The sequence below is a fragment of the Ginsengibacter hankyongi genome (assembly GCF_008710285.1).
GTDB lineage: Bacteria > Bacteroidota > Bacteroidia > Chitinophagales > Chitinophagaceae > Ginsengibacter > Ginsengibacter hankyongi.
In genome coordinates this window covers 1749471-1764034 of the sequence record NZ_VYQF01000001.1, presented here as the reverse complement: position 1 = coordinate 1764034, position 14564 = coordinate 1749471, and the positions used below count along the sequence as shown (strand labels likewise).

Below are 14564 nucleotides of genomic sequence, written 5' to 3'. Positions count from 1 at the left end.
TTTCTTAAAAAATAAAAATAGTAATATGAAATCTACCGGTTATACAAGAACAATAATAGTTGGGATATTTGTTTTCCTGGGTGTGGCTATTTTTATTATTACCGTTCTCACCCTTGGCTCCCAACGTAAAACTTTCGAAAAATCAATCACCGTGAAAACTGTTTTCGACAATGTAAATGGTCTTCAAAAAGGCAACAACGTTTGGTTCTCCGGCGTAAAAGTTGGAACCATTAAAAGAGTAAATCTAAAAGATAGCGGAAAGGTAGAAGTAGTAATAAATATTGAAGATGTGTCTGTAAAATTTATACCCAAAGATGCAAAGGCAAAACTAAGTTCTGACGGTTTAATTGGTAATAAAATAATCGAAATACATGGGGGAACACCCGATGGGGCAAAAATTCAGGAGGGGGATATCATTGGCAGCGATAAAATATTAAGTACCGATGCAATGATGAGTACACTTTCAAAAAATAACGATAACATCCTGGCAATAACCAACGACTTTAAATTAATAAGTAGCCGAATTGTGGCTGGGAAGGGTTCTATTGGAAAATTATTAACTGACGAAACGCTGGCTGATCAGCTAAATGCAACTACAAATATTTTAAAACGGGCTTCGCTAAATTTAGAAAGATTATCTGAAAATGTATCGGACTATACCGCCAAGCTTAACAATAAAGGCTCTTTGGCCAATGATCTGGTAACCGACACTGTTATATTTAATAAATTAAGAACTACAGTCTCTCGCCTGCAGAATATCGCAGACTCATCACAAAATATTATTGCAAACTTTAACAAAACAGGAAACATTATTAATGAAGGGCTAACTAATAAAAATACGCCGGCTGGGATGTTGCTTAGCGATGAACAATCTGCTAATAAAATAAAAGGCACGTTACAAAATCTCCAGTCGGCCAGTAAAAAATTAGACGAAGACCTGGAGGCTCTTCAACATAACTTCTTGTTACGCGGATTTTTTAAAAAGAAGGCAAAACAGGATAAAGAAAATTCTAAAATTGTTCTAGATACGGTTGTAACTAATTGACACTCTTTCTAGGCGGCAGATTAAAAGCTTTCGCATCGTGCTCAAAATGCCCTTTGTGAGAACCATCGCAAAAAGGTTTATTCTGCGAAAGGCCACAACGGCAAATTGAAATAATTTCCCTTCCTTCAAGACCGTAAAAATTTCCTTCCATATCAACTATTTCAAAGTCGCCTTCTACCTTTAATGATCCATTGCTTTTTACCGTAATTTTCGTTGAAGCCATTTTTAACTTTATAATTGGAGCGCAAAAGTAATGAAATAAATCCCATGTGCTTTTTGGCACTATCTCTGTAATTGAAATGGTACCAAAATAATTGAATATATTCATTACACTTAATTTCAGTTGTTGACCAAATTTTTAAAATACACCTTGAGGGCGTTTGTAACGCTGCTGGGTACATTATTCCTTTTATACATCATTGTTTTTGTTTATGTTTCTATAAATAAAAAATCTATTATAAAAGATGTAACGGAAGAAATAGGCAAGAAAATAAATGGGAACGTGTCCATTGGCGACGTTGAATTAAGTTTTGTAAGAACTTTTCCAAAGATTTCCGTACTGCTTCATAAGGTTTTAGTTACGGATACGATGTTCGCTCAACACCATCATCCATTTTTTAAGGCGGAAGAGGTATTTGCGCAGATAAGTGTTATAAAGCTTATTAAAAAAGAATCTGCCGTTAACGGTATACGTGTTGAACAAGCGTCTATTTATTTATTTACCGACACCAGTGGCTATACCAATGCTTATTTATTAAAGCCAAAAACTAAACCTGCGGGAGTTAACGAGACAAAAAATGCTCAACAAAAAGTTCAATTAAAATTAATTGAGCTTAAAGACGTAAGAATAACAATTGACGATCGTCTTAAAGAAAAATTGTATGAGGGTGTGGTTAATAATCTAAAAGTAAAATTGGACGATGAAGACGATGCTTTATTTTTTTCTGCAAAGGCGAATATCGTTGTAAACACCCTGGCATTTAAATTATCTAACGGGAGTTTTATTAAGAACAAAAAATTAGAAGGTAATTTTGATTTCAGGTTAAATAAAAAATTACAGCAGTTACAATTCGATAGCATTGATATAAAATTGGCAGGTCAACCTTTCAACATTACCGGCAGGTTCGACCTGGTTAAACCTGATCCGCAGTTTAGCCTCAGGGTACATACGCGGCAAATATTTTATGATTTTGGACGATCATTATTGACTGCGAAAATAGACACAGCGTTAGCAATTGTAAGCCTCGATAAAAAATTAGATGCAGATGCAAATATCAGCGGATCATTAAATGGTGGCGATCCTTTGATAGTTGTAAATTGGAGCGTTAATCATTCAAAATTAACAACGCCCTTTTTAGATTTTGATGATGCTTCATTTGTTGGCTATTACACTGATGAAGTGGTTGAGGGCGAGCCCCGGCGTGATCCAAATTCTAAGATAAACATTAGTAACTTTTCTGCCATATGGAACGATCTGCCTGTTTCTTCTAACAATATTGAAATACTTAATTTATATAAGCCACAATTAACCTGCGATCTTACTTCCAACTTTTCGCTTGGAAAGTTAAATGAACTTATCGCAAGTAATTCTATTCAGTTTCAGGCCGGCAATGGCTCTATTGATGTAACGTATAAAGGCCCGCTCGAAAAAAATAATAATATCAATTCGTTCTTAAACGGAATAGTATCTTTTAAAAACGGGGATGTATTATATGGCCCAAGAAATGTAGAATTAAAAAATGTAAATGGCCGGCTTGAATTTAAAAATTCTGACGTGTTGATTAAAGACCTTCAATGCGAAGTATTAAATAATAAAATAATTATGAACGGCGAGGCGAAAAACCTGCTTACGCTTATTAACACCCAACCCAACAAAGCCATTATTGATTGGAATATTTATTCTCCTTCGCTCAACCTTGCATCTTTTGTTTATTTATTAAAAACGGGAAAAAAGGTTACACATAACTCTTCCAACACGACGGGAAATAAATTAAACCGGGTATCTGCAAATATCGATGACGTATTGGATAAGGGGTTATTGCGGGTAAATTTAAAAACGCCACACCTGGTATATAAGAAGTTTGAAGCAGGTAATGTAAATGCCAATGTTACGTTATTGCAAAACAGCTATGAAATTAATAATGTGAGCATGGATCATGCGGGCGGCCGTATTGGCCTCAGTGGCTCACTTATTACTGATAAAGATAATTATCACCAGGCAAAGCTTAATGCATCCTTAGATAATGTGGATGTAAATAAAATATTTACTGCTTTTAATAATTTCGGGCAAAATGGGATAGAAGCTCAAAATCTAGAGGGAAAACTAACGGCCAGTGTAAACGCAGTTCTTGCTTTGGATGATGAAGGAAAAGCTTACCCCAACAGTTTAAGCAGTAACATATTTTTTTCTTTAAAAAACGGTGGATTAAACAATTTCGAACCTGTAAAAAAAATACAATCCTTCATTTTTAAAAAGCGCGATTTTGATAACATTCGTTTTGCAGAGCTAAAAGATAGTTTAGAGATAAAAGACCAGGAAATTAAGATTAACAAGATGGAAATACAATCTAATGTTTTGTCCATGTATGTGCAAGGCGTATATAGCATGAAGGGCAATACTGACATGAGCATACAAATTCCGTTAAGTAACCTTAAAAAACGTAATGCTGATTATGATCCCCACAATGAAGGGCTCGATCAAAAAGCCGGGCCCAGCTTATATATCAGGGGAAGGCCAGGAGCGGATGGCAGTATCCAGTTTAAGCCGGAGCTGCTGCATATTTTCCGCAAATCAAAGAACAAGTAATATCGCACTGCATTCTTTTCTATAAAACTTAATTCCAAAATAATTTCCCGTAAAGTTTGCGTTTACTATAAAAGTTGTATAAAATTATATAGTTTTATTTCACTGGTTGACTTACTCACTTTATCCTGATAAGATAACATTTACCTCAGAGACATTTTGCAATTGATTGCAAAACGCAGGAAGATTATTTGATAATCAATTTTTCTAAAATATAATTCCTTCTATGAGAAGAATAATTCCTGCTCAAAAAATATCAGTCTTTCTAATGCTGGCTTTTATGATTACCTCTTGCCGGGTAATGTTGGTTCCCGAATATAGCGCTGCGTTAGAGGATCAAATTGCGAATACCGCAAAGGCAACTGATAAGCTATACATTGATATGCTGGATGTGCCGGTGAACAAACGAACGTATCATGATTTAAATGAACGGTACAATGAAATTGAAGTAGAAATAAATTCTATTCAACTTAAAAATGAAGCAAGGCCAAAAAACGGAGATTTTCTGGTAATTATAAAAAATTTGAAAGATGCGTTTGCTGAAGCAAAAAAATATCATAAGGATCATAACACGCTTACCGATGGCGAAGCAATTGCCTACCAGGCAACACTCGCGGGCTTTTGGAAGCCGCTTTATATAGCAGAAAAAGCTTTGAAATAATTTATAAAATCTTTTCAACCTAAATAAATAAATTATGGCATTCGATATAAATGAAGTTGTGGCCCAAATGCTTGGCGCAATTAAGGATACCGCAAAAGATAACTGGGATCTGGTGAAGAATAGTGTAAACGGCTATTTCAGCGATCATAAATCAAGGCTTGAGTTGCTGGCCAGCTTAAGGCTTAATAAACAAATAAGTGATGAATTTTTTGAGAGCCGCGTGGCGGATGAGGAAAATATTCTTGAATCTGAATTGCATTCTATAGCAATAATTACAAAAGCAGTTGCTCAAAAAGCTGCCAATGCAGCAATTGATATTTTTCAAAATGCAATATCAAAAGCTCTAGGCTTTTAAGGTGAATATATCAATTGATATATTTGCATCTTTAATTTAAGATGAAAAATATTTTTTTTACCGTGCTTTTACAATTACTTGTTCTTACCGCACTTTGCCAGGCCGATAAAATACCCTACGGAAATAATCCCGCAAATGGCAATTTTTATAACGTTCGCGGCATTAAAATTTATTGCGAAATATATGGTAGCGGGCAACCTTTATTAATGATTCATGGAAATGGGGGAAGCATTGCAAGCTTTAAAAATAATATTCCTTATTTCGCTAAAAAATATAAAGTAATTGTTGCCGACAGCCGGTCGCAGGGAAAATCAAAAGACATAAATGATTCTTTAAGTTTCGAGATGATGGCCGATGATGAAGCTACTTTGCTGGCTGTGCTTCACATTGACTCTGCTTATGTTTTAGGATGGAGCGATGGCGGCATAAACGCTTTACTGCTTGCAATGCGCCATCCCCAAAAAGTTATAAAACTTGCTTCTACCGGGGCAAATTTGTGGCCTGATTCTACCGCAATTATTCCCTCGCTTTGGAAAGATGAAAAGGCCACTTACGATTCTTCTAAAAATAAAACTTATACAACTGAGCAACAAAAGAATGATTGGAAATTGTTCCTGCTGGATTGGTTTCAGCCAAATATTTCATTGAACGATTTGGGTTCAATTAAATGCCCGTCATTAATTATTGGCGGCGATCACGATCTTATAAAAATTGAACATACAGTTTTAATTTATCAAAACATACCGCATGCTTATTTATGGATAGTTCCAAATTCGGGCCATGGAACTTTAATAGAACATCAAGACGAATTCAATAAAATTGTAGACGATTTCTTTTCGACGCCATTCCATTCCCGCTAAAAATTTATGATAGCATTCGCGTAATTGATTGGCCGCATTAACTACATTTGGACAATAAATTTTTTATGAAAAAATACCATATTTTTTCAGTTTGTTTTCTTGTTTTCATCCTCGCTGCCTGTAAAAATTCTTCGGGGCAAAATCCTGAAAACTGGACCAGCGATCAACTTACAGAGCCCTCTGCCCTGGCAGCGATTCTTAAGGAAAATAAAGATGTGCCGGTAATGTTTAGTGTGGGGCCTGGCGCAATAATTCCTAATTCTATTGATATCGGGATGGTAAAAGATGAAAAAAATCTTGCAAAGTTCCAGCAACAAATAAGTAAGCTTCCTAAATCAACCAACATCTTAATTTATTGTGGTTGCTGTCCTTTCGAGCATTGTCCTGATGTTCGACCGGCAATTGCGTTATTGCAAAAAATGAAGTTTACAAATTATCACTTACTTAATTTACCAAATAATATTAAAACAGATTGGATTGCCAAAGGTTACCCTACTTTAGATAAATAGTTTAGAAGCTCCCGGTTTTTTCTGAAGGTCTTATATCTGCATCATTTTCTTTTTCGTACACCATTACCTTAACCGTCCAGTTGGGCATGTTATAATTCAGGGCTATTTCAATTTTTAATCGTTGAAAAACTTTGTCGCTTACATTGGGTTCAAGAATACTTGATGCAAAAGACCGGGCATCATCGGGAGTATCATAAAGTCCTTCAAATTTCCAGGATTGATTTTCCTGTATTTTAAAATTTGAGCCATTAAGCTGATGAAATATTTGCTTGTATTTTTCTACGGCCTTTTCATAATCATCGGTTTTCAACAGGGTTGTTTGCCAGCTATAAACGTTATGTAGGCTCTTTATTTGAGTGATCGTACTTTCAAGTGAACCCGCGGGTATTATTTTGCTTTGATATTCAATAGTGCTTTCACTTTCCGAAATTTTTTCGCCCTTAATATTATCAAAATGATCATAGTAATCCCGGGCTACTTTTTCAATATCGGGCTTTATTGAGCTCCCGGTTTTTAAAAGCAAGAGGCTTTTTTGTGCTAAAAGATGAAAGGTTGAGAAAATAAAAATTAATGAAAGCAGTTTTTTCATAAGAGTAAATTTGGATTTTTTGAAACTTGAATTAAACGCGATAATAAGGATTATATTTTAAGCTTTGTTAATGTAAATAATCCACAGGTGTTGATATCTCATAGTTTTTGAATTGATAGCGCCGCAAATATGCCAAGATACATTCCTTGCCATCGTCTGTAATAAACATTTAATAGTCGTAAAAATTGCAGTTGCCAATTATTTTTTTTATATTAACTCAACCTAAAAGCTTGATATCATGAAAAATTTAATTTTGGCTTCAATAGTACTTGCCACAATAAGCTGCACTTCTAATGTAAAGGAAGCTCCCAACATGCCAGGCGCTTATTTTATGACATCTCAAACAATTAACGACGGGAAAAAAGACACTAAATACACCGACCTTAAACAACTTAAAATTTATACCGATAGCTTCATGATGTACACGCAGGTGAATCCAGGCGATTCTGTCTCATCTTTTGGCGTTGGTGCATACACTGCAGATACGGGAACTGTAACTGAATATGTAAAATACAGTGCGTCTGACTCAACTATTAATTCTTCTCCCAGAACGTTTACTTTAAACATTACCAAAACACCGGAGGGTTATACCCAGGTAATTCCTGACATTTCAATCGATACTCAAAAAATAAAACTAACTGAAGAGTATCAGTCAGTAAGTAAGGCGCAGAAAACACCGTTAGACGGCGTTTGGAAAGAAACAAATTCTTTTATCGTAAAGGGCAACGATACCACAAAAAACAACCGAACACAATACAAGGCTTTTTATGCCGGGTATTTTATGTATGGCCATACATTTAAAGATTCTGCTAATAGAAATTTTACGGGAATTGGCTTTGGAACCTTTACAATGGATGGCGATAACAAAATGAAAGAAGTGGATTTAAATTCAACCTATTCAATTGCAGTAGGCCAATCTTTCATGATTGATATTGAAATGAACGGCGCCGACAACTATAAACAAACAATTGTAAATGCAGACAGTTCAAAAAGTGTAGAATATTATGAACGCCTGAAAAAATAAACTACATTATTTAAAAAAATATTTTTCTAAATTCTTCTTTTTTACCGACTGTTAAAAACTTCATGGTTGTGTAAAGACGTCAGGCATCATCTTCTCTAATTGCCCGTTATTTTTATTTTTATTAACCTTGATTCTTTTATTTTTAGGGTTTACAGAAAATAAGTACATGAAAGCCATTTTTATTTCATTGTGCATACTGTATGGATTTTCCAGCAGCGCACAAAAGGATTATGACTACCAGGACACCCGTAGAAAGAATGAATCGTTTGCAAGATTGCCGAAGACACAAATAAGGGCTGACCTGGCAACCTTTACTTTATCGGGAATTAGCGAAGCAATTGGAAAAGATGATCTTCAAAAAATTCCTTTCACGACGTTTGGGCCTGATTTTATGAATTTTAATGGCGATAATATTAAGGCTAGCGTTAAACTTTCACCATTCGATAAAAGCAAACATAAACTTGATTTTGATGAAAGATATTTAATAAGAATTGACCGGAAGACTTATTATGGCGATTATGGAAATATTCCTAAAACATATATTAGCAATATAACTATTGCAGTAGATAACGACACCGTGGCAATACCGCCAATGGCCTACGCAGATATTTATAACCTTAACCTAACGTACATGGATAAGGGTACTTTAAGATCACGTAACGGAATTTATAAATCTAAGGATGGGCATAGAATTTATTTATATCTTTTTTGCAAAGATGCAACTGGCAGTTATGAAGTAACGTGGATAGTGCAGGACAAAAAATATTTACGAAGGGTACTTGATTACGGGTTTATGTAACTGATTTCAACATAGATTTTATTTTCGCTCCCTCTAAAACTGGAATGATTTTAGAGGTCATTTTATTATGCCTAATAAATCATCACTTCTCTATCTAAGCAGGTTCGGCATAATTTCGTCGGCCCTGTATTGTATCCCTGTATTTCTGTTCTTAAAAGACGAGCGATATTCTGCAACCTGGCTTTTATACCTCGGTAGTGCTATATTTCTTGTCTGCGTTTTTTCTTTTGGCCTTATGTATGGTGGAAAAAAGAATGATGACCCAAACAAAAAATATAATGGTTTCGTAGTGACAACTTTGGGTGTAATTTTCTCCTGCATATTAATACTGTTACTAACGCTTGTTTTTGCTCCCGGGGTTTTTAATATAGGAGCTTCAAACGATGTGCTGAGGCAAACACCGGCAGCGTTAAGTAAAAATGCCGGGCATGGTTTATTATTTTCCATGCTGGCAAATGCAATTATTGGTAACTTTTGTGCAGGAACGTTTGCTACCGTAATGGCACGTGGCAAAACTGAGGAAAACAAACTGCCACCAAATGCATGAAGCAATTACTTTGTTAAATAAATTAAATTATTACAATAAAATTTATTAAATGAACAAATTAGTAAGAGCGCTAATTGCCGGCTGGGGAGCAAAAAAATTAGGCGGAGGCTGCATAAGCACTATTATCGTATTTATTATTATTTACTATGCATTGGGTACATGCAATTCTCATCCTGTTCAAACACATACAGTACCTGCCAAAACTTCCAACCTTTCATCTCCTGCACTGAAGAATACTTCAATGGTTTATTTTTTTCATCAGGTACTCGTAAGCTAATCTAAATAAGAATTATCTGATTAATGGTTGTCAATTTCCCCAAGTTGGGTATTATCCTATAAAACCATCCCCCCTGATACCTCAATTCTTTGGCCACTTATCCATTTAGCATCTTCAGAACATAAAAATGCGACTACGCCACCAATATCGTTGGCCTGGCCTACTCTTCCCAAAGCAGCCTGCGAAGCAATCATAACTTTTCTCTCCGGGCTGTTGCGTATCGCGGCATTATTAAAATCGGTTTCAATTGGTCCCGGTGCAACTACATTGGCCGTTATACCTTTTTTGCCAACATCTTTTGCAAGATATTTTGTAAAAGTTTCTATAGCACCTTTCATGGAAGCATAGATAGAATAACCCGGAACACCAACCCGGGTGCTGCCTGATGATAGATTTATAATTCTGCCATTATTGTTTATGATAGGCAACAATTGTTGTGTAAGAAAATAAACACTTTTAAAATGGATATTCATAAACCGGTCAAAATCATTTTCTGTAGCCTGCTCAAACGGAATGGTAGCACCAACGCCAGCGTTGTTTACCATGAAATCGAACGTGCTGGTTTCAAAAAAACTATTTAATGTTTCTTTTACCTGCTTTATAAAATGATCTAACGACTTAAAATCAGCTGAGTCGTATTGCAAGGCTGTCCCTTTCTGTCCAATATTTTTGATTTGATTTACCACCTCCTCTGCAGACTCTTTGTTAGAATTGTAGGTGATAATTAAATCATGCCCATGATTAGCCAGTCTTATCGCCATATCTTTTCCAAGGCCACGACTCCCCCCAGTAACTAAGGCTATTTTATTTTTCATAATTTGTTTAGAGATTTAATTTATAATAACAATGTTGTATTGAATTGCAAATTTAAATCCATTAGTATTTATATATTTTTAAACGACTTTAAATAGTAAAAAATAAATGGCATAGAATTTAGGCCTACGTAATAATTTTAACCACCAAAAAATTTGCATGACAGAAACAAACTTGTTAGAAAAGAAAAAATTGGACTTGGAGCTTGTAACTGAAGCCCACGAGCAGGCGGAGAGAGATATTGGAAAAGATCCCGACTTAAATTTGGAGCCTAAAACCGGAGACGATCTTGATGAAGGCGAATTGTCGAGGCTTGAAGGTGAAAAGTAATACATTCTTCTGCAATGATAGCGTTGATATTACTTTCTTATTTGTAGCAAAAAAGCCAATAAAGTTATTTTTTTAAATTGTTGCTTTAAACTAATTCCCTGGATTTTTCCTGGCGTATTTTTTCCGAAGGGATATGATGCAAATGCTGGTTCAAATAGTTCTTTCAATTCAAAAACATTTCCTGCCATCGTCCATCCTTTAAGCGCAGCATGCCACACCTGGGCTTCTTTATTTAAAAGTTTGATTTTTAATTGGTCAATCGTAAATGGCCCGGCTTCGCAATCTTGTTCTTTGATAAAATAAGTTGTCATAGAAAGCTACTTGTAGTTGCGGTTCAAATTATTTTATAAAACGTTGAAAGATGTTATATTATTTCTTTTTAGCTTTTTATAAACTGGAAATGCCGGAATAAAAAATAAAAATCCGGGTTTTTAAAGAAACTGCACTGGCCATCACAACATTTTCTTATTTACTTTTGTTTCAATAAAAAATAAAAAAATGAATATTAAATTATTATCCATGAGTTTAATTATAGCTGGTACAGTTGCAATGAGCTGCAACCAGCAAACCAGCAATACCCAGGCAACTTCTTCAAAAGATTCGTCTGACATAAAACCTGTTGCAATAAAAGAAGAGCCTGTTACTTATAATGTTAGTGGTAAAGAGTATAATGGATATATTACTTACGATTCTAACCAGGTTGGTAAAAGGCCCGGTGTACTTGTTGTTCATGAATGGTGGGGCCTTACAGACTATCCACGCATGCGTGCTAAAGAATTGGCCGCTCTTGGCTATGTAGCAATGGCTGTTGATATGTATGGCGGTGGAAAAATTGCGCCAGATCCAAAAACTGCAATGGCGCTTGCTACTCCTTATTATAAAGAACCAACGCTTGCCAAAACTGTGCTTGATGCAGCAATTAATAAACTAAAAACATTTCCTGAAACAGACACATCCAAACTGGCTGCCATTGGTTATTGTTATGGCGGTTATATAGTGTTAAACGCTGTAAAACTTGGTGCTGATCTCAAAGGTGTAGTATCTTTTCACGGAGACCTTTCAGGTGTTGCGCCCAATAAAAATCTTATAAAGGCAAAAATTTTAATTTGCCATGGCGATTCAGATCAGTTTGTAAATCCTGAAGTTGCGGGTTTTAAAAAATCTATGGATTCAGCGGGCGTTGATTACACTTTTAAATCATATGCAAATGCTACTCATGCGTTCACAAATCCTGCTTCTGATGAAAATGGAAAGAAATTTAATATGCCGATAAAATATAATGCGGCTGCCGACACCGCATCCTGGAATGATATGAAAGAATTTTTTAAAAAAATATTTTGATATATGTAATTGGTTGACGTAAAATTCTATAAAAAGATCGTTGACCTGAATTCTAAACTTTTATAGTCTAAATAAAGACTAATAATTTTCTTATAATAGGATGATTGTAGACTACAAAGTTTTGCACAACTTCAAAAATTTATTATTAAACACTTGCATTAATTAATCTCAAACACTACTTTTACGTCCGACATACACATCGACTCTTCCCCCTCCACATCCTCTGAAAATCATAATTACTTTATCTTGACTTGTTGTCCGCTTTAATTTCGAATATTAATTTTCAATTCCTTTGAATTTCCCGGGATTTCATTACCTGAATTGTTAGCTTTCTATCAATAACAATCATAATTTAATCGCACCAATACTTCCAGGCAAACCCATCCGATTAAGAATTCCTATAATTTAATAGCGAATTCGGTAATCTCCTCCTCTATCCTTGTAAAGCATTGAAATCGTAATTGGCACCAAATTTAGTGCTAAGAAAATATAAGGATCTATTAACAGCTTAACCTCAATTAAAAAAACACGTATGGAAAATTTTTACACAGCCTATACGAAAGTTGTTCAGAATACAACTTTCTATTTTGTCAAAAAGTATATTACATTTCCTGAGTTTAAGGACGTGCCCGGTATACTCGATAGCTACGGTATGCATCCTAACTTTGAGCGTGCCTGCGAAATAGCTGCGATCAAGGAGAAAGAAATCAGGAAAAATTTGTTCGCTGATCTTCAGAATTGCGACGAAAATAGCGCAAGAATAATTCATATGAATATTACAAAAGGCCTAAGTGCTGCTCAGTAACTCAGTATCATTACAAAAAATTATGTTTGATTTTTTAAAGGTTTAAAATAATCTCCGGGATTGTTAATTACAATCCCTTTTTTATTTAGATCCTTTTAATTGAAATTACCTACTTGTTTATAGCTAGGCCTTTTACATCGTGCCCCCTGCTACCGCCATTAATAATCGATATTCCTTCCATTCTTTGTAACCTGTAATAAAACTGTAGCGTGGCAATTGCCGGTATGGATATTATTAGCTTTAATAAAATTTATATTAAACCGGGTTTGCATTTCTAAGTCTTAAAAATTATACCCCAGGTATAAATAAAAATTTCTTTTCGTTTTTAATTGAAAAATAAACTAACATATAAATGTCAATATCCGCCAATCAATTAAAAAATCAACATTTATTATGGAGGGCCGCATTTGGGCCAATGGCCGAAAATGCTAATGAACTATCCACCGTCCCACAAAAAGATTTGTATAAACTGCTGGTAAGAACTTCTTCTAAAAAGCCTGTTGAATTTAATGTTGCCAGTAACTTATTTGATGGCCTTGTAAAAGGAGTGCAGGATGTAGGTATGATGCAACAACTTACACAAGATAAAAAAAAAATGCTCCGGAAACAATCTGTTCAGGATATTAAAAATTTAAATCTCACATGGCTTAGCGAAATGATAAATAGTGAGGCGCAGATGAGGGAAAAAATGAGTCTCTTCTGGCACGGGCATTTTGCATGCCGCGTTATAAATATATATTTTCAACAACAACTCTTAAATACCATTCGCGAAAATGCTTTAGGGAATTTTGGCGATTTGCTTCGCGAGGTAAGCAAGAGTCCTGCTATGCTTTCTTTTCTAAATAATCAGCAAAATAAAAAGCAACATCCAAATGAAAACTTTGCCAGGGAAGTGATGGAACTATTTACAATGGGTCGTGGTAATTATACTGAAGAAGATGTGAAAGAAAGTGCAAGAGCTTTTACCGGATGGGGATTTAACTTAAAAGGCGAGTTTGTAGAAAGACCATTTCTTCACGATAATGGTAACAAAACTTTCCTTGGAAAAACCGGGAATTTCGACGGCGATGACATCATTGATATTTTATTGGAACAAGGCCAAACTGCAAAGTTTATAACTCAAAAAATATACAAATACTTTGTAAATGATAAGCCAGATTCCGAAAAAATTGAATCGCTTGCGAACAGCTTTTATCAAAGTAATTACGATATAAAAAAGTTACTAACTCAGATATATACAAGTGATTGGTTTTACAATGATAAAAACATAGGTACACATATTAAATCTCCTGTAGAATTGCTGGTAGGCATTCGCAGGTTACTACCTATGGAACTTGATAAACCCGAAGTGCAATTATTATTTCAGCGGGCGCTGGGGCAAATTTTATTTTATCCTCCAAACGTGGCAGGCTGGCCGGGCGGTAAAAACTGGATAGACAGTAGCGCTTTAATGTTAAGAATGAGAATTCCTCAAATTCTCACCGCTGCCGATGATTTTGTTGTAAATCCAAAAGATGATGATGATACCATGATGGGAATGGAAGACGTTGATAAAAAAGCAAAGGCCAGGCAAGTGAACTCCTCCGTTGATTGGGCTGCGATAACAAAAGTGTTTGACAATATCGCCAGGGAAAACCTCATGCAAAAAATAAGTGACATTGTTTTGCAAACAAAAAGTAAAATCGATAAAAATATTTTAGATAAATATGTAGAGAAGGATGCGAGAGATGGTTACATCAAAACAACAATAGTGGAACTAATGAGTACGCCTGAATATCAACTCTGCTAAAGAAACAATAAGAATAA

18 protein-coding genes are annotated in these 14564 nt (G+C 35.1%); 14 read left to right on the top strand and 4 right to left on the bottom strand.

Annotated features, from left to right (window positions below):
* Window positions 1–25 precede the first annotated feature (25 nt).
* Window positions 26–1045 (top strand): MlaD family protein, encoded by a 1020-nt coding sequence (locus FW778_RS07410; protein ID WP_150413963.1) that lies wholly within the window; start codon window positions 26–28, stop codon window positions 1043–1045.
* Here FW778_RS07410 and FW778_RS07405 read toward each other — a convergent pair.
* Entirely contained in the window at window positions 1038–1268 is a 231-nt protein-coding gene (locus tag FW778_RS07405) for a CDGSH iron-sulfur domain-containing protein (protein ID WP_150413962.1), read from the bottom strand. The genes FW778_RS07410 and FW778_RS07405 overlap by 8 nt on opposite strands.
* A gap of 123 nt (window positions 1269–1391) precedes the next feature.
* Here FW778_RS07405 and FW778_RS07400 point away from each other — a divergent pair, with 123 nt between their 5' ends.
* From FW778_RS07400 to FW778_RS07380, 5 genes are all read left to right on the top strand, one after another.
* On the top strand, window positions 1392–3851 hold the full coding sequence (locus FW778_RS07400; RefSeq protein ID WP_150413961.1) for a YhdP family protein: 2460 nt from the start codon (window positions 1392–1394) through the stop codon (window positions 3849–3851).
* Window positions 3852–4074: 223 nt separating this feature from the next.
* Window positions 4075–4509, top strand: coding sequence for a hypothetical protein (locus FW778_RS07395; RefSeq protein WP_150413960.1), 435 nt, complete (start codon window positions 4075–4077; stop codon window positions 4507–4509).
* 34 nt (window positions 4510–4543) lie between these two features.
* The gene (locus FW778_RS07390) at window positions 4544–4864 is read left to right on the top strand and encodes a hypothetical protein (RefSeq protein ID WP_150413959.1); all 321 of its coding nucleotides are present in this window, start codon (window positions 4544–4546) and stop codon (window positions 4862–4864) included.
* A 41-nt stretch (window positions 4865–4905) separates the two neighbouring features.
* Window positions 4906–5724, top strand: coding sequence for an alpha/beta fold hydrolase (locus tag FW778_RS07385; RefSeq protein WP_150413958.1), 819 nt, complete (start codon window positions 4906–4908; stop codon window positions 5722–5724).
* 65 nt (window positions 5725–5789) lie between these two features.
* Window positions 5790–6233 (top strand): rhodanese-like domain-containing protein, encoded by a 444-nt coding sequence (locus FW778_RS07380; protein ID WP_150413957.1) that lies wholly within the window; start codon window positions 5790–5792, stop codon window positions 6231–6233.
* Between the two features lies 1 nt (window position 6234).
* Here the strand turns inward: FW778_RS07380 and FW778_RS07375 are convergent, their stop codons facing one another.
* A complete protein-coding gene (locus tag FW778_RS07375; RefSeq protein WP_150413956.1) occupies window positions 6235–6822 on the bottom strand; it encodes a hypothetical protein in 588 nt (195 codons plus the stop codon).
* A gap of 238 nt (window positions 6823–7060) precedes the next feature.
* On the opposite strand from FW778_RS07375, the gene FW778_RS07370 reads away from it, so the two are divergent.
* From FW778_RS07370 to FW778_RS07355, 4 genes are all read left to right on the top strand, one after another.
* Window positions 7061–7846, top strand: coding sequence for a hypothetical protein (locus FW778_RS07370; RefSeq protein ID WP_150413955.1), 786 nt, complete (start codon window positions 7061–7063; stop codon window positions 7844–7846).
* 166 nt (window positions 7847–8012) lie between these two features.
* Window positions 8013–8645: a hypothetical protein gene (locus tag FW778_RS07365; RefSeq protein WP_150413954.1), complete on the top strand. Its 633-nt coding sequence runs from the start codon at window positions 8013–8015 to the stop codon at window positions 8643–8645.
* Window positions 8646–8712: 67 nt separating this feature from the next.
* A complete protein-coding gene (locus FW778_RS07360; RefSeq protein ID WP_150413953.1) occupies window positions 8713–9192 on the top strand; it encodes a hypothetical protein in 480 nt (159 codons plus the stop codon).
* Between the two features lie 49 nt (window positions 9193–9241).
* Window positions 9242–9469 carry a hypothetical protein gene (locus FW778_RS07355; protein ID WP_150413952.1) on the top strand — a complete coding sequence of 76 codons (228 nt, stop codon included), beginning with the start codon at window positions 9242–9244 and terminating at the stop codon, window positions 9467–9469.
* A 56-nt stretch (window positions 9470–9525) separates the two neighbouring features.
* Here the strand turns inward: FW778_RS07355 and FW778_RS07350 are convergent, their stop codons facing one another.
* Complete coding sequence (locus FW778_RS07350; protein WP_150413951.1) at window positions 9526–10284, bottom strand: SDR family NAD(P)-dependent oxidoreductase; 759 nt, start codon at window positions 10282–10284, stop codon at window positions 9526–9528.
* Window positions 10285–10441: 157 nt separating this feature from the next.
* On the opposite strand from FW778_RS07350, the gene FW778_RS23050 reads away from it, so the two are divergent.
* On the top strand, window positions 10442–10612 hold the full coding sequence (locus FW778_RS23050; protein ID WP_202552104.1) for a hypothetical protein: 171 nt from the start codon (window positions 10442–10444) through the stop codon (window positions 10610–10612).
* Between the two features lie 29 nt (window positions 10613–10641).
* Here FW778_RS23050 and FW778_RS07345 read toward each other — a convergent pair whose 3' ends face one another.
* The gene (locus tag FW778_RS07345; protein ID WP_150413950.1) at window positions 10642–10923 is read right to left on the bottom strand and encodes a DUF4339 domain-containing protein; all 282 of its coding nucleotides are present in this window, start codon (window positions 10921–10923) and stop codon (window positions 10642–10644) included.
* A 187-nt stretch (window positions 10924–11110) separates the two neighbouring features.
* On the opposite strand from FW778_RS07345, the gene FW778_RS07340 reads away from it, so the two are divergent.
* The 3 genes from FW778_RS07340 to FW778_RS07330 all read left to right on the top strand — a co-directional run bounded on the left by FW778_RS07340 (window position 11111) and on the right by FW778_RS07330 (window position 14547).
* Window positions 11111–11953, top strand: coding sequence for a dienelactone hydrolase family protein (locus FW778_RS07340; protein WP_235906114.1), 843 nt, complete (start codon window positions 11111–11113; stop codon window positions 11951–11953).
* A 532-nt stretch (window positions 11954–12485) separates the two neighbouring features.
* Window positions 12486–12758 carry a hypothetical protein gene (locus FW778_RS07335; protein WP_150413949.1) on the top strand — a complete coding sequence of 91 codons (273 nt, stop codon included), beginning with the start codon at window positions 12486–12488 and terminating at the stop codon, window positions 12756–12758.
* Window positions 12759–13110: 352 nt separating this feature from the next.
* Entirely contained in the window at window positions 13111–14547 is a 1437-nt protein-coding gene (locus FW778_RS07330) for a DUF1800 domain-containing protein (RefSeq protein ID WP_202552103.1), read from the top strand.
* The last annotated feature ends 17 nt before the right edge of the window (window positions 14548–14564 follow it).